Below are 21,126 nucleotides of genomic sequence, written 5' to 3'. Positions count from 1 at the left end.
GTGTCAGCCGGCGAACCAGCGCACCGGGCTCGGTCGCAGGTTCTCGTAGACGTGCTTGGTCTCGCGGTATTCGTCAAGGCCCGCGGGACCGAGCTCGCGCCCGACCCCGGACTTGCCGAAACCGCCCCATTCGGCCTGCGGAAGGTAGGGGTGGTAGTCGTTGATCCACACGGTGCCGTGCCGCAGCCGGGCGGCGACGCGCCGCGCCCGGGCGGTGTCGGCGGACCAGACGGCGCCGGCCAGTCCGTACTCCGTGTCATTGGCGAGTGTGACTGCCTCGTCCTCGGTTTGGAAGGACTCGACCGTCAGAATCGGCCCAAACGTCTCCTCCCGCACCACCCGCATCTCGCGGTGGCACTGGTCGAGCACGGTCGGGAGGTAGAAGTAGCCGGTGGCCGGGCGGACCTCGTTGGGCTCCGGCTGCTTGCCACCGCAACGCAGCAACGCGCCCTCCTCGAGGGCGGACGCCACATACGCCTCGGTCTTGTCCAGCTGCTGGGCCGAGACCAGCGGACCGCATTCGACACCGTGCTCGGTGCCGCGGCCCAGCTTGATCTTCTCCGCGCGGCGGGCGAGCTCGGCCACGAACCGCTCGCGCACCGACTCCTCGATGATCAGCCGGGCACCGGCCGAGCAGACCTGGCCGCTGTGGATGAAGGCGGCGTTCAGGGCCTGGTCGACGGCGGTGTCAAAGCCCTCGGCGGTGGCGCAGGCGTCGGCGAAGACCACATTGGGGTTCTTGCCGCCGAGCTCCAGCGCGACCTTCTTGACCGTCGGCGCGGCGGCCTGCGCGACCTTGGTGCCGCTGACCAGGCCACCGGTGAAGGAGACCAGGTCCACATCGGGGTGCTCGGACAGCCGGGCGCCCACCGGGTCGCCCGCGCCGGTGACCACATTGGCCACCCCGGTCGGCAGCCCGGCCTCGACCAGCAGCTTCACCAGATGGACGGTGGACAGCGGGGTCACCTCGCTGGGCTTGATCACAAAGGTGTTCCCGGCGGCCAGCGCCGGGGCGACCTTCCAGCTGGCCTGGAGCAGCGGATAGTTCCAGGGCGTGATCATCGCGCAGACGCCGACCGGCTCATGGACCACGACGCTGTGCACATCGGGGGTGCCCGCGTCGACCACGCGCCCGGCCGACTCGCCCGTGACCAGGTCGGCGAAGTAACGGAAGGCGTTGGTCACGTCGTCGACGTCGACCCGGCCCTCCTCCAGGGTCTTGCCGGTGTCACGGCTCTCGATGAGCGCGATCGTCTCGCGGTCACGCTGGAGCAGGTCGGCGACGCGGCGCAGCAGGGCGGCCCGCTCGGCCACCGGCGTCCCGGGCCAGGGCCCCTGGTCGAAGGCGCGACGCGCGGCCGCGATCGCCGCGTCGGTGTCCTCGGCACCGCCCTCCGAGACGACGGCGAGGGTCTTGGCGTCCGCGGGGTCGAGGACCTCCCGCTGCGCCCCGGATGCGGCTGCCCGCCACACCCCGTCCACATGAATGGTCTCGACTGCCGCCACGTGATTTCTGCCTTCCGGTTCCGCGTGCTGTGCCACTGGTCCAAGCCAGCAACATGGACCCCTAACCGGAAGGCGGGAACCTATGCGCGATTCGCAAGAGAAAGTGGGCCGACTCACGTGATCCGAAGGCGGAATCGGCCTCCCGGCTCACGATCGGCCTGTGTGTCAAGAGGCCGTGCGGTCAAGAAGTGGTTCGGGTCACAAGAGGGCCGGGGGTGTGGTCACGACGCGGTGCAGTAGGCGGTCGGGCAGAAGGTGTCCACCGCCGCCTGGTGGACCGCTCGCTCCTCCACCCGGTCCCCGGCCTTGGAGGGGCCGATCACCAGCACCGCGTACATGGTGCCGCCGGGGGCGGCGAAGCGCCGGTCGAGTATCCGGCGGTGGCCGTCGCTCTTGGACTCGTATGTGTACTCCAGTTGGACCGGGTCCATGGCGCCCGAGCCCAGCCGGGTGAGGGCGATCTGCTCGTAGTCGCGGTGAGTGGAGGCGATCCGCTCGGCCTCCTGGGCGGACTCGTACGGCGTCGACTCGGGGCCGTGCAGCTCAAAGATCTGGATCACGGTGCTGTCGTCGGGCGAGGTGTAGTAGACGCTGGGGCCCTCGGCCGTCCGCTGCCATCCGTCCGGGACCGCGAGGTGGTACCCGGCCGGGTCGGCCTGGGTGCTGTAGCCCGCGGGCGGGGCGGCACCCGTCAGGGAGGGTGCGGACGGGGTACCGGACGGCGTCGCGGACGGGGACCCGGAGGGCGCCCCGGTCGGAAGGTCCGTGGGGAGATCGGTCGGGAGATCGGTCGGCCCACTGGTCTCGGGGCCGGGCGAGGGGTAGAGATCGCTCGGCTGGGAGGCGCCCCCGCTCGGCGTGGCCGTGGGGCTCTCGCGGTCCCAGGGCAGCGGACCCGCCTGATTCCGGGAGGTGCCATCGCCCCCGAAGGCCACCCATCCGGAGAACGCGATCCCCGCGACCAGGAAGATCGTCACCGCCAGCGCCCGTAGCGCCCGCCTGGGGTCCTGCCCCGGTGCTCCCCCGTTGTGCATGCTCATCTATGCCCCCGATGATGGATCTCTGCTCCCATATGCGGATAAGCCGTGCCGGCCCACATCGGTGTACCCGGTTCGGGGACCGCGCCACCCCCTGTCACCGCACCGATACGGATCCGTCGCCCGCCCGCCGGTCAGGTGGCCGGGCAGTAGGCGGTGGGGCAGAACGACGCCAGCACAATGCCCTGCCGCTCCCGCTGCTTCGGCCAGTCGGCGGCCGGGCCGGCGACCAGCACCGCGTACTGCACCCGGTCCGGGCCGGTGAAGGCCCGGTCGAGTATCCGGCGCGGGCCGTACTTGGCGCTGCGGTAGCCGTACTCCAGCTCCGCGTCCGCGTCATCGCCGGGCCCGAGCCGCTTGAGGTCATACCGCTTGTAGCCGGGGTTCTTCTTGAGCCCCGTCTCGGCTTGGCTCAGCGCCTCGTACGGCGTGATGTCGGGCTCGGTCAGCGCGAAGACCTGGATCAGGCTGCTCCCGTCGGACGACTCGTAGAACACCCCGGTGTCGCGCTTGACCCGCTGCCAGCCCGTGGGGACATCCAGCCGGAACCCCTCCGCGTCGGTGGTGCGCACATAGTCCGCCGGTGGCCCCTGGGTGCTGTCCCCGGACACCGACGGCGGCGCCGAGGTCGGCTCCGTGTACGGCCCCGAGGACGCCGCCGAGGGCTGCTCGGCCGACGGCGCCCAGGACGAGGCCGAGGGCGAACCGCCGTCCGCCCCGGGCTTGTCATCCCCGCCGCCCGACACCAACTTCCAGGCGCCGAAACCGATCCCGCCGACCAGCACCACGGCGAGCACCGCCAGCAGCACCGTGCCCAGATGCGGATTGGGTGGTCTGCGGCCCGGGGCCGGCGGCTCCGCGCCCGCTCCCATCCAGCGCTGGGCCTCCTCGTCCCATCGACGGCCCCCCTCGCCGCCCGGGATGCTCATCTCACCCGCCCAACAGCGCGCCGACCGCCTGTCCGACGGCGACGCCCGAGGCGAGCATGCCAACGCTGGCGCTCGCGTCCTGCAACATCACCCGGATCCGGGCCAGTCGGCCGGCCCCGGCCCGGCCGGTGCGCTGGATCTCGTCCTCGGTCCGGTCCAACTCGTCGGAGAGCGCGCCGACCTCCGGGCCGGGGACCACCCGCCGCAGATCCTCGGCAAGCTGCCGAACGGCTTCCAGCAACTCCTGATAGGCGGGGTCGCAAGGGGCTTCCGCCTGCCGTCCGTTCACGATGTGGTTGTGGTCACCGAAGCCGATGGCGCTGCCCTGCACCTTGCCGAACCGGATGTTCCCGAACTTGCTCCCGCCGCCCGCCGCCGGGGTCGCGCCGCCACCGCCCGCGCCCGCCGCGTGGTCCGCGCCGCCGGCCATGTCGCTTCCGTCCTCCGTATCAGCCATCGCCATGGCCGCCTCCCGCTCCATTGCTCCCGGTGGTGTTGCTGATGGTGTTGTGGTCACCGAAGCCGAAGGCACTGTGCTCCGCTGACTCGATGAAGACTCCGCCGCCGCTCACGTTGATGACCTTCTGCTCGAACTCGCCGGTCTCCCAGCCGGCTTCGTCGAGCGCCCTTCGCACGCCGTTGGCCACCCGGTCCTCGACGCTCTTCAGATAGCGGCTGACATCCATCTCCTGGAAGAGCGACGCACCGGAGTCGCTGCCCAGCTCCCGCACCGAGGCCCAGGGCCCGTCGGGGATGGCGGCCTCATAGCCCCCCGCGTACATCCGCCAGAGGAAGGCGGCTGAGCGGAAGGCGTGGATGACCGCCCGGCCCGCCGCCGTGGGCGTCCGCCCCAGGGCCCAGATCGCCTTGCCCGGCAGCCCGCCGCGGCGGTGGGAGTCGGAGAGCCGGTCGACCGCACGGAAGTCCGGGCGGATCGGGCGCAGCACATGCGGGGCGAACTCCAGCATCAGCATGCCGCCCTGCGTATGCACCCGTACGAAGACCGTGATGACGACCTCTTCCCGCCATGCGCCGACGCGGATGCGCAGAAAGTGCCGGCGGATCTCGCCGCCCTCCTCGACGGCCTCCGCCCGCTCCCGCGCGAAGTCCGCCTCGCCGTACGGCACGAAGGAGCGGCTCCGTAATCCGGTGACCTTGAGGAAGACGCATTCGTCGAGCTCCAGGCCGCGCAGCCGGTCGCGGCTCTCGGCTGCGGCACGAGCGGTGCCTTGAGCTGGGGCGGTGCCTTGGGCGGAGGCGGCGCCTTGGGCGGAGGCGGTGCCCTGCGCGGAGGCAGCGCCCTGCGCGGAGGGGGTGCGCAACTTCTCGACCAGCGGCCGGATCCGCTCCAGGATCACCCGGTTGTCCAGCGGCACCGGATCGCCGCCCTCACGCGGCCGCAGCTCGACGGCGAGGGTCCAGGTGTCATGGGCGGTGCCCGCGCCGAGGAAGGGGTGCCGATCGTGGTAGAGGATCACCGGTGAGTGCTGCTCACGGCGGATCAGGGCCCGCACCCGCTGGAACCGCCCGCCCTCGAACCGCTCCGCGGGGTCCGCGGCGGGGTCGGCGAAGGTCTCCGGCTCCAGATCGGTGGCCAGCACCCGGGCCACATGCTCACGGTGCAGGGCGACCGCGGCGGCCATCGCGGCCGGGATCACCAGCGCGAACCAGGCGGCGGTGGTGTCCGACCCGGTGGCCAGGACCGGTGCGAAGTCCCGCAGCCCGCCCGGATCGGACTGCCCGTCCGTGAGCGCCTGCGTCAGGGCGGAGAACACATAGGACAGCAGGGTCAGACAGCCGAGCACCCGCAGCACCGCGGCCGCTCGCCGCCGGGTGACGGTGACCCCGTCGGCCCCGGGATAGTCGGCGCGGAAGGCTCCCATGGCACCACCCCTGGCCCAGGCCGCCAGCAGTAACAACACGCAGGAGAGCAGAAAGAGATAGAAGAAGCCCTGGGCCAGCAGGAAGTCCAGCACCCATAAGGACACCAGCAGCGCGGTCCAGCACGCCTCCAGACGGCGTGCGCGCAGCGCGTGCGCGAGCACCCGGACCGCGTCGATGCCCAGCGAGGGCGCCACGGCGCGCTCCTCGTGGACATACAGCTCGTCCACGACCGCGTCCCGGAAGTCGTCGTCCAGATAAGCGCCCGCGCATAACAGCCGGGTGGCCTCGCTGGTGGCGTAGGGAGACGCGTCGGCGTCGGCAGGAGGAGAGGGAACGGCCGGTGACGGCTCCGCCCGCGACCGCGGCAGACGAGCGGAGCGATCCCCCGCAGAGCGATCCCCTACAAAAGGATCAGCACCGCCAGAAGAATCAGCACCGCTTGAAGAACGATCATCGCTTGAAGAATGATCACCGCGCGTATTGGCCATGTTTCCCCCCGAGGCCGTAGCAACTGCCTCCACGGTAGGGGAAGATGACCCGCGATTACAGTGAATGGCCGAAGGGTCACACTCCGGAGTGAATACCGGAATATGACCCTTCGGAAACGGCCGCGCCGGGGGCGCGCCGGGGCACCTCAGCGCCGGGGCGCGTCAGATCAGGCCGAGGTTCCGCACGGCCTCGCGCTCGTCCTCGAGCTCCTTCACCGACGCGTCGATGCGGACCCGCGAGAACTCGTTGATGTCCAGGCCCTGGACGATCTCGAACTTCCCGTTCTTCGCGGTGACCGGGAACGAGGAGATCAGGCCCTCCGGCACCCCGTACGAGCCGTCGGAGACCACACCGGCGGAGGTCCAGTCGTCGGCGTCGGTGCCGTTGACCCAGGTGTGGACGTGGTCGATGGCGGCGTTGGCGGCGGAGGCGGCCGAGGAGGCGCCGCGCGCCTCGATGATCGCGGCACCGCGCTTGGCGACGGTCGGGATGAAAGTGTCGGCCAGCCACTGCTCGTCGCTGACGACCTCGGCGGCGTTCTTGCCCGCGACCTCGGCGTGGAAGACGTCCGGGTACTGGGTGGCGGAGTGGTTGCCCCAGATCGTCAGCTTCTTGATCTCGCTGACCGGCGCGCCGGTCTTCTTCGCCAGCTGCGACAGCGCGCGGTTGTGGTCCAGCCGGGTCATCGCGGTGAAGCGCTCGGCCGGTACGTCCGGCGCGGCGGCCTGGGCGATGAGGGCGTTGGTGTTGGCCGGGTTGCCCACGACCAGGACCTTGATGTCGTCCGCGGCGTGGTCGTTGATGGCCTTGCCCTGCGGCTTGAAGATGCCGCCGTTGGCCTCCAGCAGATCGCCGCGCTCCATGCCCTTGGTGCGCGGACGGGCGCCGACCAGCAGCGCGACGTTCGCACCGTCGAAGCCCACGTTCGGGTCGTCGGAGATGTCGATGCCCTGGAGCAGCGGGAAGGCGCAGTCGTCGAGCTCCATCGCGGTGCCCTCGGCGGCCTTCAGCCCCTGCGGGATCTCCAGGAGACGCAGTTTGACCGGCACGTCCGCGCCGAGGAGCTGACCGGAGGCGATGCGGAAGAGCAGCGCGTAGCCGATCTGGCCGGCCGCGCCGGTGACGGTGACGGTGACGGGAGTGCGGGTCATGGCGGTCTCCTGCGCTGTGTTGTCAGTCCAAGATCTCTTGGTGTCGAGATACCTGCGCCAGGCTATCCGACGGCACCTGGCCCACGTTCTCTCGGGCCATTGTGTAACCGCTCACCGTGCGTTCCGGACCACCGCGCACACAGGACCACCGCGCACTTTGGCGGCCGCCTGCCAGGAGGGGGAGTGCAGGCGGCCGCCCAGTGCCGCACCCGTGGGGGGGCTCGGGCAGCGCCTGCCCCGATTCCCCCGGCTCATTCCCCCCGGTTTCACGAATTCCTCCGGACGGGCTCCGGACAACCACCCGGACCGATTCCGGACGGCTCCGGACAACCACCCGGACCGGCTCCAGGCGGCCCCCGGACGGCCCCGCTCCCTCGCGTTCAGCCCCGGGCGCCGGGGGCCGTGCAGGCGCGCGTACCGCCGCCGAGGGTGGCGCACGCGGTGGCCCGCGCGGCGGCGTCCACCGGGATCATCTTGGTGTAGGCATCGCCGTCGGCGCCGACCCTGCCGCTCTGCGAGCGGGCCGCGCCGCCATTCGCGCCCGGCGCCTTGACCTGGATGACGTCGCCCGGGGCGGCCCGAGCGATCCGGGCCCAAGCCGCCTCGCAGGTCTTGCTGTAGCGAACCTCGACATACGCGGTGCCGACGGTGACGTCGGCCGTCGTCGTCGCGGCGGTGCCGCACCCCATGGCCTGCGGATCCTGACCGGCGCAGTCCTGCCCGGCGCACTTCACGCCCTCCGGCAGCTGCTGACGCGCACTGGTGGCCGGTGCGGTGGTGGGCCGCTCCCCTCGTTTCTCGCCGTCCCCGCCCGCGTCGAGCAGGACGACCGCACCGGCGACGAGCAGGAGCGCGCCCACCAGGCCCCCGGCGAACAGCGCGGCACGCTTCCGCCCCCTCGCGGACGGCGACGACGACGGCGGTGGGGACGACGACGAAGGGGACGACGCGGGCGACGGCGGCTCGGCGGGGTCCGGTGCCCGCCCGGTCGACGCCGGGCGAGCCGGGAGCACCGGGGCCGTCGCGACCAACGGCTGCTCCGGATCGGGCGGTTCGACCCTCGGTCGGTCCTGCCCCGGGGAGCGGCCGTTCTTCCGGGCGTCCACACCCTGGGCCGCCGGGTCGAACTGCTCCATGGCGGCCCGCGCCTGGGCGACGCTTATGGCCTCCATCGTGACGTCGTGCCGCATCTCGGAGCGGCTCCAGGCCCGCTCCGCCAGCTCCCACAGCGTGCTGAGGTGATGGGCATCGGCGCCGGTGGCCTCGGCCAGGGCCTCCACCGCGCCCCGCGGGGGCAGCAGCCGTCCGTTGAGGTAGCGCTCCCAGGAACTCTTGCTGTAGCCGGTGCGGTCGGCGACGGCGACGACGCTCAGCCCGCCGCGCTCGACGAGCGTGCGCAGCCGGCCGGTGAACTCCCGGACCTGCGGATCGAGTTCCTCCGGTAAGTCCCTCCAACGAGGCATTGCCTCCCCCTGTCCCCCCGCACGTACCTGTCAATCTCCCGCGCTACGGCCGCTGTTGGCGTCCCCGGGCCCCGAACTGACTACCCAAAGGGATGCCTTGCCCCAGGATGTCAGCTCCTCGGGCGGGGGCGCATCGGAGCATTTCGCGCACCGGTACGCACTCCTCCACACCCGGCTCGTCGTTGCACAGCCGAGACCTCGTGCTGGAACGGTCACTTCCGCGCCACAGGGTTCCCACGCTCATTGATCCGGCACAGCTCACACACAACCCTGATCAGCAGGCGGTCCGTCCTTCTTCGGGGGAGAGGGCGGACCGCCGCCGGACCATTCGGATCCGGCCACGACGACGGCGGCCCGTCCTTCCACGGGGGAGAGGACGGGCCGCCGTTTCACACCGTCGGCTAGCGCACCGTGAAATGCACCACGTCGTCAAGGAACGGGATCGACACCCACGGATCCGGCTGGGCCATCAGGGACAGCAGCACGATCGCCGCGCCCAGCAGTCCGTAGGTCAGCATGTCGGTGAAGCGCGACCGCACCGCGAGCATCCCCACCTCGGGCAGCGCCCACCGGAAGAAGGCGCCCGCCAGCAGGGACAGCCCGATCAGCACCGTGCCCGCGCGGAACGCGTCCAGCGCGACGATCAGCAGCCCCAGACCCACCCCGCCCATCACCGCGAGCAGCGGCCACTGCCGGGCGGGCGCCGGAGCGGCCCCGGGCGCGGCCCGGCCGCCGCCCTCCGGACGCGCGGTGTCCCGGGTGATCAGCGGGAAGCGGCGCGACCTGCGGATGAACCGGCCGGGCCCCGACGCGGGCGGCTCCTGCCGCTGCTCCCCGGCCGTCGGCTCGCTCGCCTCAGCCGTCATGGCCGGCACCGTCGGCGGCCGCCTTCGCGTCCCGCTCCGCGGCCTCCACCACGTTGACCAGCAGCTGGGCACGGGTCATCGGGCCGACCCCGCCCGGGTTCGGCGAGACCCAGCCCGCGACCTCGGTCACACCGGGGTGCACATCGCCGGCGATCTTGCCGTGCTCGTCCCGGCTGACGCCCACGTCGAGCACCGCCGCGCCCGGCTTGACGTCCTCCGGCTTGACGAGGTGCCGTACCCCGGCGGCCGCCACGATGATGTCGGCCTGGCGCAGGATCCCGGGCAGGTCACGGGTGCCGGTGTGGCAGAGGGTGACCGTCGCGTTCTCCGAGCGGCGGGTCAGCAGCAGCCCAATCGACCGGCCGACGGTGATACCGCGGCCGACGACCACCACATGCGCGCCGTTGATCTCCACACCGTGGTGGCGCAGCAGTTGGATGACGCCCTGGGGCGTGCACGGCAGCGGGGCGCTCTCGTTGAGCACGAGGCGGCCGAGGTTCATCGGGTGCAGCCCGTCGGCGTCCTTGGACGGGTCGATCAGCTCCAGCACCCGGTTGGCGTCGATGCCCTTGGGGAGCGGCAGCTGGACGATGTAGCCCGTGCAGGCCGGGTCCTCGTTGAGCTCCCGGACCGCCGCCTCGATCTCCTCCTGGGTGGCGGTCTCGGGCAGGTCGCGCCGGATGGAGGCGATGCCGACCTCGGCGCAGTCGCGGTGCTTGCCCGCCACGTACCACTTGCTGCCGGGGTCCTCGCCCACCAGCACGGTCCCGAGGCCGGGATGGATGCCCTTGGCCTTCAGCGCCTCCACGCGGCTGACGAGATCGGACTTGATCGCGGCTGCGGTTGCCTTGCCATCGAGAATCTGGGCGGTCATGACTTCATCCTCCCGGATGCGGGGACGTCGGATCCAATCAGGGGCCGGTCGGGGCCGGACCGGCGAAGGCCGCACCCCGCGATCCGGTCGGGGTGCGGCCTCCTGTGCTCGCTCAGCGATCGCCCGGTGCTCGCTCGCCGGCACTCGGTACTCGCTCAGTGGAAGAAGTGGCGCGTGCCCGTGAAGTACATGGTCACACCCGCCTTCTGGGCGGCCTCCACCACCGCCTCGTCACGGACCGAGCCGCCCGGCTGCACCACGGCCCGCACGCCCGCCTCGGCCAGCACCTCGAAGCCGTCCGGGAACGGGAAGAAGGCGTCGGAGGCGGCGTACGAACCGGCGGCCCGCTCGGCACCGGCCCGCTCGACGGCCAGCTTCGCCGAGTCCACGCGGTTGACCTGGCCCATGCCGACGCCGACCGTGGCGCCGCCCTTGGCGAGCAGGATCGCGTTGGACTTCACCGCACGGCAGGAGCGCCAGGCGAAGGCCAGCTCGGCGAGGCCGTCGGCGTCCAGCGCCTCGCCCGTGGCGAGGGTCCAGTTGGCCGGGTCGTCGCCCTCGGCCTGGAGGCGGTCCTTGACCTGGACGAGCGTGCCGCCCTCGATGGGGCGCCGCTCGGCGGCCTCCACCGGCGACTCCGCGCAGCGCAGCACCCGGATGTTCTTCTTACGGGCGAGCGCCTCGACCGCGCCGTCCTCGTACGCCGGGGCGACGATCACCTCGGTGAAGATCTCGGCGACCTGCTCGGCCATGGCGACCGACACCGGACGGTTGACGGCGATCACCCCGCCGAAGGCCGACAGCGGGTCGCAGGCGTGCGCCTTACGGTGCGCCTCGGCGACATCCGCCCCGACCGCGATCCCGCACGGGTTGGCGTGCTTGATGATCGCGACACAGGGCTCGCTGTGGTCGTACGCGGCCCGGCGGGCGGCCTCGGTGTCGGTGTAGTTGTTGAACGACATCTCCTTGCCGTGCAGCTGCTCGGCCTCCGCGAGCCCCTTACCGCTGCCATCGGTGTAGAGGGCGGCGGGCTGATGCGGGTTCTCGCCGTAGCGCAGCACGTTCTTACGGGTGACGGTGGCGCCCAGGAATTCCGGGAAGGAGGAGTCGTCCGCCGCCGCGTAGTCGGCCGCGAACCAGTTGGCCACCGCCACGTCGTAGGCGGCGGTGTGCTGGAACGCCTCGGCCGCCAGCCGCTTGCGCCGCTCCAGGTCGAAGCCGCCCTCCGCGGCGGCCTTGAGGACGTCGTCGTACCGCTCGGGGTTGACGACCACGGCCACGGACGGGTGATTCTTGGCGGCGGCCCGGACCATGGAGGGTCCACCGATGTCGATCTGCTCGACGCACTCGTCCGGCGCGGCGCCCGAGGCGACCGTCTCGCGGAACGGATAGAGGTTGACCACGACCAGCTCGAAGGGGGCCACGCCCAGCTCCTGGAGCTGTTCACGGTGGGAGTCGAGCCGCTGGTCGGCCAGGATGCCCGCGTGGACGCGCGGGTGCAGCGTCTTGACGCGGCCGTCGAGACACTCGGGGAAGCCGGTCAGCTCCTCGACCTTGGTGACCGGGACCCCGGCGGCGGCGATCTTCGCGGCCGTCGATCCGGTCGAGACGAGCTGGACACCCGCCGCGTGCAGCCCTCGGGCCAGCTCCTCGAGACCCGTCTTGTCGTAGACGCTGACCAGCGCGCGGCGGATGGGCCGCTTGGTACCTTCGGCGGTCACGGGATCCTTACCTTTCGTCCCTCTATGCGGTAGCCGTGACGGGCCAGACGCCCCACGACCTCGACGAGCAGCGAGCGCTCGACTTCCTTGATCCGCTCATGGAGAGCGGACTCGTCGTCCTCGTCCCGGACCTCGACCACGCCCTGGGCGATGATCGGGCCGGTGTCGACGCCGTCGTCGACGAAGTGGACGGTGCATCCGGTCACCTTCACTCCGTGCGCGAGCGCGTCGCGCACGCCATGGGCGCCGGGAAAGCTGGGGAGCAGCGCGGGATGGGTGTTGACGCAGCGGCCACCGAACCGGGCGAGGAACTCCCGGCCCAGGATCTTCATGAACCCGGCCGAGACGACCAGGTCCGGCTCGTGGGCGGCGGTGGCCTCCGCCAGGGCCGCGTCCCACTCGGCGCGGCCGGTGTGGTCCTTGACCCGGCAGACGAACGTGGGGATCCCGGCGCGCTCGGCGCGCGTCAGGCCCTCGATGCCGTCGCGGTCGGCGCCCACGGCCACCACCTCGGCGCCGTAGCGGGCCACGCCCTCGGCGGCGATGATGTCGAGCAGTGCCTGGAGATTCGTACCGGAGCCGGAGACGAGGACGACGAGGCGGACCGGGCGCCCGGGGCGCGCAGGGCTGACGGGGGAAGGCGGGGAGGCCACGGCGGGGCTCTTTCTCGCGGGCGGTACTGCCGTTTGTGTGGTCGTACAAGGTCGCGGACTCATCAATTCCGGGGAACTCTACGAAGCCGCCGACCGTCAGCAACGATACCGGCACACGAAGCGGCCCCCAGGGGACGGGGGCGGGCACGGGAGGTAGCGTCTGGACTGCGAATGCAACCGACGCCACTGACGCCGTGGGAACGACCGCCGAGCCCGCGCCCCGAGCGGTACGGCACCGGCCGTACCCGCGCCGTACGGCACCAGGCCGTACCCGCCCCGGCGCGCAGGACGACGACACAAGGGGAAGACACACTCCACATGCCGGACCGACGCCGCCGCGCGGCTCATCGCCTCACTCCGCCCCCCGCCCAGGCCCGGGGGCGGCGATGAGGGGCGCCCGCATGTCGCGTACGACGCCGCTGCTCCGGGAGCAGCAGTCGTCGTCCTCGTCCTCGTCGTCCTCGTCCGCCCCCGGCGGGCAGAACGGGGACCAGCACGAGGAAAATCCGTTCGCCCCGCCGCCCGAGGGCAGGCCGGACCAGCCCTGGCGGCCCCGGCACCGGCCGGACGGCTCCGGCGGTGAGAGCGGCGAGGGCCGCCCGGGGGCCCAGGGCGGCCACGGTGGCCAGGACGGGCAGGACGGGCAGGACGGCGACCAGAGCGGTCAGCAGCCCCAGCAGCCCCCGGCCTGGGGCAGCCAGTGGAGCAGCCGCCAGCCAGGCCGCCAGAGCGGCGGCTTCGGCGGCGCCCCGGGCGCCAACCGCCCCTCCGGCCCCGGCGGGCCCGGCGGCCCGCGCTGGGACCCCAACGACCCGGCCCAGCGGCGCGCCCGGTACGCGCTGCTCTCGGGCATGTGGGCGTTCTTCTTCGCGCTCTTCAGCCTGCCGCAGATCGCGCTGCTGCTCGGGGTGCTGGCCCTGTACTGGGGCATCAGCTCGCTGCGGGCCAAGCCGCGCCGTACGGCGCCGTCCCCGGCCGCGGCCGCGCCCCTGAACGCCCCGCCCCCGCCGCCCGGCGCCACCCCGGCGGCGCTGCCCGCGCCCGGCAGCGGCCCGGCGAAGCCGCAGGCGACGGCGGCGATCAGCGGTCTGGTGACGGGCGGACTCGCGCTCGCCATCGTCGCGGCGACGTTCAGCTTCCAGGTCGTCTACAGCGACTACTACACCTGCGTGGACGACGCCCTTACGCAGACCTCGCGCCACGACTGCGAAACCATGCTCCCCGAGCAGCTCCGCCCCCTGCTGAGCACACAGGACTGACGGCGCCGAGCCCCCGCACGGCCGACGTCCCGCCCCGGCCGCGCCCCGTGCACGGCCGACGTCCCCCGACCGCCGACGGCCCTCGCCCCCGCCGACCGCCTTACGGTTCGCGGCGGGCGTCGTCCGGCGGCGCCGGGGGCTCCCTGCGGAGGGGGTTCGGGGCGGACTGGGACGGGGGCTCGGTGGGCGGCTGCGGTTCGGGGGCGCGCTTCCGGCTCAGCACCCGGCGGCGAGGACGGGCCGCCCCGGCCGCGCCCGGGGTGCCCGCGGGCGTGGCGAGCCCGGCCATCGTGCCCACACCGGTTTCGCGTCCGGTCTCCCGCCCCGTCTCCGCACCGGCGCCGGTGACCGCCTTACGGTTCCGCTTGCGGTCGGCACCCGACGCCCCGGGGCGCAGCCACTGCCACCACGGCTCGGCCATCGCCTCGCGTACCTCGGCGGACTCCATGGGCGACACCGTGTGCAGCACCGCCGCCCGCGCCTCCGCCTCGGCCGCGACCCGCGCCGCACGGGCGGCCTTGGCCTCCGTACGGGCCTCCCTGGCGACCGTACGGGCCTGTGCGCGGGCCGTCCGGAGTTCCGCCCGCGCCGCCTTCCACTCCGGCCAGGAGGTCCTGGTGGGGACGCACAGCCGGTACCAGCGCAGCACCATGGCGCCGGGCACCCCGATCACTCCCGTCCAGGCCAGCGTGATCACGCCCGTACGCCACCAGCTCGGGCCGAGGTCGGCGAGGATGCCGATGCCCAGCGGTCCGCCCGAGACCCCGGCCAGCAGCGCCATCGTGGCCGCGCAGCCGACCGCAGCCAGCGCGGCGAGCACGAGCGTCTCGGCCCAGCCCCAGGGCGGTCTGGGCTCGCCCTTGCCGGGCCGCCGCACCGCCGCGACCCCGATGAACCAGGCCACCGACGCCCCGGCCGCGATCCCCGTGAGCCAGACCAGCGGTCCGCCGGAGCCGTCCGTGGGCAGCGCGGCGACCAGGGGGAAGTGCGGCAGCTGGGGGTAGGAGGTGATGCCCAGCGGCGCCACCACACTGCCGCCGCCGACCGTGAACCCCGCCCCGACCCCGTACGCGGCGCCCCAGACGATCGCGTTCGGCAGCAGCGCCAGGCTCACCAGCAGCACCGCGAACCGCCCCGACCACACATCGCTGAGGTTGAGGAACGTCACCTGCACGGCGCCCGCGTGGCTCAGCATCGACGTCGCCGTAAGGAGCGCACCGCTGCCGAGCAGAACGACGAGACCGCTGGTCCCGGCCCGTAGCGCGGCGGCCAGCCGGCGGCGCCGGCACCAGCTGCGCGCGGCCAGGAACGCGGCCGTCCTTACGGTCCATTCGGCGCCGGGGAGCCGCCGCAGTCTCCCGCTCACCTGTCCGGGCAGGCGGAGCGGGAACCGCCCGTCGGCCGTCCACACCCCGACGGCGGCGACGGCCCCGGCGACGACCGGCAGATGCAGCAGCGCGCTGAGCGGATCGACACGCAGCGGCCCGGTCGAGGCGTACACCGCGGCGGCGGTGCCCACCAGCAGATAGCCGCCGGTCACCCAGGCGAAGGCGGTGCGCGGATCGACGACGGACTCCTCGGGCACCCACTGGCCGTCGCCCTCGTCTGGCTCCGCCTGGTAGACGGCGTGCTGGGCGGCCCGGTAGAGCAGCCAGCACGGCACCACGCTGAGCAGCAGCGGGGTCAGCCCGACGGGCGCGGTGTGGCCGGAGAGCGTCTCGGTGCGCACGAGGTCGGCGCCATGGCCGAGCAGCCACAGGTCGGCGGCGACATGCAGCGCTCCGTCCGGGCTGCTCGCGGGGGACGAGGAAGTGATCCACAGCAGCAGCACGACCACGGCGAGCGTGCCGAGGCCGAGCCCCGCGGCGACCACACCGCCGAGGAACGCCTCCCTGATGGCGGAGGAGCGCCGGGGCGCTGAACGGCCGCGTGCGGGCACCGACGGGCTGCGATCGGTCGTTTGCGTCACATGACCATGCTGCCAATAACAGCCGTTTCATCCCTACATCAAGGGTTTGGTCGCCGTGTCGCGGCTAGTCCGCTTATGCGTCTTTTATAGAGTCATGAGACGGATGAGTGGCTTGCCGCGTTCCGCCCGGGTATCCGTCGCCCGGGAACGCCGCGGGCCCGCACCACCGTGGAGTGGTACGGGCCCGCGGCATCGAGCCGTGGCGGCGTCAGCCGGCCAGCGCGGCACGCGCCAGGCGCGCGGTCTCGGACGGGGTCTTGCCGACCTTCACGCCCGCGGCCTCGAGGGCCTCCTTCTTGGCCTGGGCGGTGCCGGAGGAGCCGGAGACGATGGCACCCGCGTGGCCCATCGTCTTGCCCTCGGGGGCGGTGAAGCCCGCCACATAGCCGACGACCGGCTTGGTGACGTTGGCCTTGATGAAGTCCGCGGCCCGCTCCTCGGCGTCGCCGCCGATCTCGCCGATCATCACGATCAGGTCGGTGTCGGGGTCGGCCTCGAAGGCGGCGAGGGCGTCGATGTGGGTGGTGCCGATGATCGGGTCACCGCCGATGCCCACGCAGGACGAGAAGCCGATGTCCCGCAGCTCGTACATCATCTGGTAGGTCAGCGTGCCGGACTTCGACACCAGACCGATCCGGCCGGGCTTGGTGATGTCGGCCGGGATGATGCCCGCGTTCGACTGACCCGGCGTGATCAGACCCGGGCAGTTCGGGCCGATGATGCGCGTCTTGTTGCCCTTCTTACCCGCGTAGGCCCAGAAGTTGGCCGAGTCGTGGACGGCGATGCCCTCGGTGATCACCACGGCGAGCGGGATCTCGGCGTCGATCGCCTCGATGACCGCGCTCTTGGTGAACTTCTCCGGGACGAAGATGACCGTGACGTCGGCGCCGGTGGCCTCGATGGCCTCCTTGACCGAGCCGAAGACGGGTACCTCGGTGCCGTCGAAGTCGACGGAGGTGCCGGCCTTGCGCGGGTTCACGCCGCCGACGATGTTGGTGCCGGAGGCGAGCATCCGCCGGGTGTGCTTCTGACCCTCGGACCCGGTCATCCCCTGGACGATGACCTTGCTTTCCTTGGTGAGGAAGATAGCCATGGTTTCTGGTGACCTCGTCCCTTACTTCGCAGCCAGCTCGGCGGCACGCTCGGCCGCGCCGTCCATGGTGTCCACCTGCTGAACGAGCGGGTGGTTGGCGTCGGTGAGGATCTTGCGACCCAGCTCCGCGTTGTTGCCGTCGAGACGCACCACGAGCGGCTTGCTGACGTCCTCGCCCTTGGACTTCAGCAGCTCCAGGGCCTGGACGATGCCGTTGGCGACGGCGTCACAGGCGGTGATGCCACCGAAGACGTTGACGAAGACGGACTTGACGTCCGGGTCGCCGAGGATGATCTCGAGACCGTTGGCCATCACCTCGGCGGATGCGCCACCACCGATGTCGAGGAAGTTGGCGGGCTTGACGTTGCCGTGGGTCTCACCGGCGTAGGCGACGACGTCGAGGGTGGACATGACCAGACCCGCGCCGTTGCCGATGATGCCGACCTCGCCGTCGAGCTTGACGTAGTTGAGGCCCTTGGCCTTGGCGGCCGCCTCGAGGGGGTTGGCCGCGGCCTTGTCCTCGAGCGCCTCGTGCTCCGGCTGCCGGAAGGCGGCGTTCTCGTCCAGGGAGACCTTGCCGTCCAGCGCGATGATCTTGCCGTCTTCGGTCTTGACCAGCGGGTTGACCTCGACGAGCAGGGCGTCTTCGTTGATGAAGACGGTCCACAGCTTCTGCAGGACCGCGACGACCTGGTCCGCGATCTCGGCCGGGAACTTCGCGGCGGCGACGATCTCGGCGGCCTTCTCCTGGGTCACGCCCTCGATGGCGTCCACCGGGATCTTGGCGAGCGCGTCGGGGTTCTGCTCCGCGACGACCTCGATCTCCACGCCGCCCTCGACGGAGGCCATGGCGAGGAAGGTCCGGTTGGTGCGGTCCAGCAGGAAGGAGACGTAGTACTCCTCCTTGATGTCCGCGGTCTGGGCCAGCATCACCTTGTGGACCGTGTGGCCCTTGATGTCCATGCCCAGAATCTGACCGGCCTTCTCGACGGCGTCATCCGGGTCGGAGGCCAGCTTGACGCCGCCGGCCTTACCGCGGCCACCCGTCTTGACCTGCGCCTTGACGACCGCGCGGCCGCCCAGTCGCTCGGTCACCTCGCGCGCCGTCTCAGGCGTATCGATGACTTCACCGGCCAGCACCGGTACACCGTGCTTGGCGAAGAGGTCCCTCGCCTGGTACTCGAACAGGTCCACGCGCGTCCGTCCCTTTTCCATGGATTTCGCGGTCGTTATCAGCGCGGGCGTGCCGCGGGGGGCAGCGTGAGGACGCGATCTATAACGAGGGCGGCACACGTTCGCCGGGTACGCGGCATGTCCGTCTCGCAGGTTATCTCCGAGGGCCGTGCGGCCCTAAATCGCAGATCACACTGGAGCGGTGATTACGGTCACAGATCGCGACCGTTTCCATCTATCTCCATACGAGAACCGGGCAGCCCCCTCCCCAACGAGGGCTGCCCGGTCGACGACGCTTGCCTTACGGTTTTACGGTTTCGCAGCCTGCACGGCCTTCACGGCCTGACTGTCTGACGCCCGCCGGAGCGATCAGACGGTCGGGAGCGTGCCCGGAACGGTCGGCAGCTGAACCGGAACGGTCGGCAGCTGAACCGGGACGGAGGGCAGGTCCGCCGGAACCTGCGGGAGGTCGGCGGGGAGCTGCGGCAGGTCGGCCGGAACGGTCGGGAGCTGCGGCAGGTCGGTGGGCAGCTGCGGCAGGTCGGCCGGGACGGTCGGCAGGTCCGCGGGGAGCTGCGGCAGGTCGGTCGGCAGCTGGGGCAGCTCAGCCGGGACCTGCGGGAGGTCGGCGGGGACCTGCGGGAGGTCGGCCGGGAGCTGCGGCAGGTCGGCGGGGACCTGCGGGAGGTCGGCCGGGAGCTGCGGCAGGTCGGCCGGCAGCACCGGGAGGGCCGGGATGTTGGCGACATCGGTCAGGTCGGTGGGCACCGCCGGGAGCAGGCTCAGCACACCGTCCTTGGCGTTCCCCACGGTGGTCTGGGCGTTCGCGACCACGCCGGTGGCCAGCCCGTGGGCGAACGGCACGGTGGTGCCCGCCACGTCCTGCGCGAACGGAATGGCGGTGGACGGCACGCTCACCACGACCGGCACCAGGCGGTCGACGGTGTCCTGGGCGGCCGGAACCACGTTGGAGGCGGTGCCCAGTGCGAAGCCCTCGGCGCTGCCGGTCACGACGTCCACGTACGGGGTGGTGCGGGCCACGGCGTCGTCGGCCAGCGCACCGGTGTCACCCACGGTCTGCTCGGCGACCGGGACGACCTTGACCACGAGGCGGTACCCGGCGGGCGGCAGCACGTCCGAGGCCACACCGTCGACGACCGGCTTGGTGGTGCCGACGGCACCCTGGACCTTGCCGGTCAGCTCCTCCGGGCGGATGCCGGCGCCGGAGAGGGAGGCGAGCAGGTCATTGGCCGAGCCCGGGGCGGTGGGCAGCTTCGGGGTGGCGGGGAGCTCGGTGGGCAGCTGGCCCGTGACGCCGTCGACGTTCGGCAGCGCGCCGGTGGGCAGCGTGGAGGTGTCGGGCAGGGTCGGCAGCGAGCCGAGGCCGGGCAGGCTGGGCACGACGCCGGGGACCTCGCCGGTGGGCAGGTCGAGGTTGGTGGTCTTCTTGACGGTCTTCTCGACGCCCTTGACGGCCTTGTGGGCCTTCTTGACGACCTTGTCCGGCTTGCCGGCGACGTCGCCGGTCAGGCCATCGGTGGTGTGCTCCACGGTCTTGGTGACATCCGAGACCCGCGGCAGGTTCTCGGCGCCGGGGACGCGGTCCCGCACCGGGGCGGTGACGCCGTCGACGGTGGAGGCGGCGCCGTCCACGGTCTTCTTCGCGGTGTCGGTCACCTTGGAGGTGTCGGCCACGCCGCCGGTCACACCGTCGACCGTCTCCGTCACCTTGTCGGTCGACACGGTCTTGTTCACCGTCTTGGTCACGCCGTCCACGGTGCTGGTGACACCGTCGGTGGAGGGAACGGCCGGGTTCTCGGCGGCGGAGGCCGCGGCCGAGCCGAGGGCCCAGATACCGGTGGCGGCAGCGGCTACGAGGATGGAGCGGCGAAGGTTGTTGCGCATGGTGGAGGAAGTCCTTCGAAAGTCAAGAGGGGTTTCGGACGGGCAGACCTGACCCGCCCCCGCGCGGCAGGTCTCAACAGACGGGGGTGAGGTCTGCCCTAGCCGGGGAATTCGAGGACTTCGTTGAACCGCTCGCGCGTCGGCGCCGAGCTCTCCGCGCGGACCGTACCGGGCTTCAGCCCGAAGGACGGCACGCCGGACGGCGGAAGAGCGGCGTGGGTGTTCCCGCCACGGGAAGCGCCGCTGTCGCCGGTGTACTGGGAGGTGGCCCCGAGCGGGGACCGCGGAAGGGGCAGCGGCGCCGGAGCGCCACCGTCCGGACCGGTGGTGCCGGAGACGGCCGCCCGGACGACGGGCCCGTGCCCGTCGTGGGAGACGGCCGCGTCGTGGTGGGCCATGACGGCCTGGGCACGCGCCCCGGGGCCCATCGGCTCCGGTGCGGCGGGCGCCGCCTTGTGCACGGTCACCGGCTCGGCCTTGGCCGCGTGGTGCTCGGCGGCCGGGCCGTGGTGCGCCGCGGAGCCCTGGGGGCCCACGCCGATCGCGTCACCGATGCCGACCTCGGGAAGGCGCACCGGCAGCTCACCGCTGGTGGCGCCGCCGAGCAGGTCGTCTATCGGCTTGGTGATCTTCTGCGCGCTCTGCTCGACCGGCTCCTGGATGGGCCGCACGGCTTCCCGTACGACGTCCTCGGCCTGGTGCGTGGTGCGCCCCACCACCGGCGGTGTGTGCCGCTCCACCTGCTGCCGCGCCCGCTCGACACTCGAGGGGTCGAGCAGCCGGGAGACGCCGGATGCGTCCGTGGCCCCGGCCTGCTCGCCCGTCGCGGTGACGGCGGCGCCCTGGTCGCTCCGCTCGGCGGCGTGAGCGCTGCCGCCGAAGAGGAACGCCAGGGCGAGGAAGCCACCGAGGAAGAGCGCCGCCAGCAGCGCCCGCCGCGCGGCCACCGTGCGCGGCAGGCGCACGGCGACAGGCATGGCGGACGTGACAGACACGAGCGGGGCCTTCCCTGAGTACGAGGCGTACAACGGGCACGTAAGCGTGGCGTTATGGCTTGTGGGCCGCCGGAACAGGACGACATCGCCAACCGGATGGCTGGATTCATGTCCTGGGCGACGGGGATGATCCTTGCACGACCCACAGGGGTCGGCGCA

17 protein-coding genes are annotated in these 21,126 nt (G+C 72.1%); 1 reads left to right on the top strand and 16 read right to left on the bottom strand.

The window, feature by feature from the left end; all coding sequences use genetic code 11:
* Positions 1 to 3 precede the first annotated feature (3 nt).
* From NP777_RS13380 to purN, 11 genes are all read right to left on the bottom strand, one after another.
* Positions 4 to 1,506 carry an aldehyde dehydrogenase family protein gene (locus NP777_RS13380; RefSeq protein ID WP_256650351.1) on the bottom strand — a complete coding sequence of 501 codons (1,503 nt, stop codon included), beginning with the start codon at positions 1,504 to 1,506 and terminating at the stop codon, positions 4 to 6.
* 221 nt (positions 1,507 to 1,727) lie between these two features.
* Positions 1,728 to 2,546 (bottom strand): serine/arginine repetitive matrix protein 2, encoded by an 819-nt coding sequence (locus NP777_RS13375; RefSeq protein ID WP_256650350.1) that lies wholly within the window; start codon positions 2,544 to 2,546, stop codon positions 1,728 to 1,730.
* Between the two features lie 131 nt (positions 2,547 to 2,677).
* Positions 2,678 to 3,472 (bottom strand): hypothetical protein, encoded by a 795-nt coding sequence (locus tag NP777_RS13370; protein ID WP_256650349.1) that lies wholly within the window; start codon positions 3,470 to 3,472, stop codon positions 2,678 to 2,680.
* A gap of 1 nt (position 3,473) precedes the next feature.
* The gene (locus NP777_RS13365) at positions 3,474 to 3,935 is read right to left on the bottom strand and encodes a hypothetical protein (RefSeq protein ID WP_256650348.1); all 462 of its coding nucleotides are present in this window, start codon (positions 3,933 to 3,935) and stop codon (positions 3,474 to 3,476) included.
* A complete protein-coding gene (locus tag NP777_RS13360; protein ID WP_256650347.1) occupies positions 3,922 to 5,583 on the bottom strand; it encodes a hypothetical protein in 1,662 nt (553 codons plus the stop codon). Before NP777_RS13360 ends, NP777_RS13365 begins: the two co-directional genes overlap by 14 nt.
* 423 nt (positions 5,584 to 6,006) lie before the next feature.
* Complete coding sequence (locus tag NP777_RS13355; RefSeq protein ID WP_256650346.1) at positions 6,007 to 6,996, bottom strand: malate dehydrogenase; 990 nt, start codon at positions 6,994 to 6,996, stop codon at positions 6,007 to 6,009.
* A 380-nt stretch (positions 6,997 to 7,376) separates the two neighbouring features.
* Positions 7,377 to 8,459, bottom strand: coding sequence for a helix-turn-helix domain-containing protein (locus NP777_RS13350; protein WP_256650345.1), 1,083 nt, complete (start codon positions 8,457 to 8,459; stop codon positions 7,377 to 7,379).
* 401 nt (positions 8,460 to 8,860) lie between these two features.
* The gene (locus tag NP777_RS13345; protein ID WP_256650344.1) at positions 8,861 to 9,325 is read right to left on the bottom strand and encodes a DUF3017 domain-containing protein; all 465 of its coding nucleotides are present in this window, start codon (positions 9,323 to 9,325) and stop codon (positions 8,861 to 8,863) included.
* The gene (locus NP777_RS13340; RefSeq protein WP_256650343.1) at positions 9,315 to 10,199 is read right to left on the bottom strand and encodes a bifunctional methylenetetrahydrofolate dehydrogenase/methenyltetrahydrofolate cyclohydrolase; all 885 of its coding nucleotides are present in this window, start codon (positions 10,197 to 10,199) and stop codon (positions 9,315 to 9,317) included. Before NP777_RS13340 ends, NP777_RS13345 begins: the two co-directional genes overlap by 11 nt.
* Before the next feature lie 155 nt (positions 10,200 to 10,354).
* Positions 10,355 to 11,920 (bottom strand): bifunctional phosphoribosylaminoimidazolecarboxamide formyltransferase/IMP cyclohydrolase, encoded by a 1,566-nt coding sequence (gene purH / locus NP777_RS13335; RefSeq protein ID WP_256650342.1) that lies wholly within the window; start codon positions 11,918 to 11,920, stop codon positions 10,355 to 10,357.
* Positions 11,917 to 12,573, bottom strand: a complete 657-nt coding sequence (purN, locus tag NP777_RS13330) for a phosphoribosylglycinamide formyltransferase (RefSeq protein WP_256650341.1) — start codon at positions 12,571 to 12,573, stop codon at positions 11,917 to 11,919. Before purN ends, purH begins: the two co-directional genes overlap by 4 nt.
* Positions 12,574 to 12,974: 401 nt before the next feature.
* On the opposite strand from purN, the gene NP777_RS13325 reads away from it, so the two are divergent.
* The gene (locus tag NP777_RS13325) at positions 12,975 to 13,832 is read left to right on the top strand and encodes a hypothetical protein (RefSeq protein WP_256650340.1); all 858 of its coding nucleotides are present in this window, start codon (positions 12,975 to 12,977) and stop codon (positions 13,830 to 13,832) included.
* Positions 13,833 to 13,932: 100 nt separating this feature from the next.
* Here NP777_RS13325 and NP777_RS13320 read toward each other — a convergent pair whose 3' ends face one another.
* The 5 genes from NP777_RS13320 to NP777_RS13300 all read right to left on the bottom strand — a co-directional run bounded on the left by NP777_RS13320 (position 13,933) and on the right by NP777_RS13300 (position 20,967).
* Complete coding sequence (locus tag NP777_RS13320; RefSeq protein WP_256650339.1) at positions 13,933 to 15,801, bottom strand: cell division protein PerM; 1,869 nt, start codon at positions 15,799 to 15,801, stop codon at positions 13,933 to 13,935.
* Between the two features lie 208 nt (positions 15,802 to 16,009).
* A complete protein-coding gene (gene sucD / locus NP777_RS13315; protein WP_256650338.1) occupies positions 16,010 to 16,894 on the bottom strand; it encodes a succinate--CoA ligase subunit alpha in 885 nt (294 codons plus the stop codon).
* A gap of 21 nt (positions 16,895 to 16,915) precedes the next feature.
* Complete coding sequence (gene sucC / locus NP777_RS13310; protein WP_256650337.1) at positions 16,916 to 18,088, bottom strand: ADP-forming succinate--CoA ligase subunit beta; 1,173 nt, start codon at positions 18,086 to 18,088, stop codon at positions 16,916 to 16,918.
* Between the two features lie 348 nt (positions 18,089 to 18,436).
* On the bottom strand, positions 18,437 to 19,972 hold the full coding sequence (locus NP777_RS13305; protein ID WP_256650336.1) for a hypothetical protein: 1,536 nt from the start codon (positions 19,970 to 19,972) through the stop codon (positions 18,437 to 18,439).
* Positions 19,973 to 20,070: 98 nt separating this feature from the next.
* Positions 20,071 to 20,967, bottom strand: coding sequence for a hypothetical protein (locus tag NP777_RS13300; protein ID WP_256650335.1), 897 nt, complete (start codon positions 20,965 to 20,967; stop codon positions 20,071 to 20,073).
* Positions 20,968 to 21,126 lie beyond the last annotated feature (159 nt).

The organism is Streptomyces rugosispiralis (genome assembly GCF_024505145.1).
Classification (GTDB): Bacteria; Actinomycetota; Actinomycetes; order Streptomycetales; family Streptomycetaceae; genus Streptomyces; species Streptomyces rugosispiralis.
Note: the sequence above shows the minus strand (reverse complement) of the source record. Positions and strands in the feature narration are given on the sequence as shown.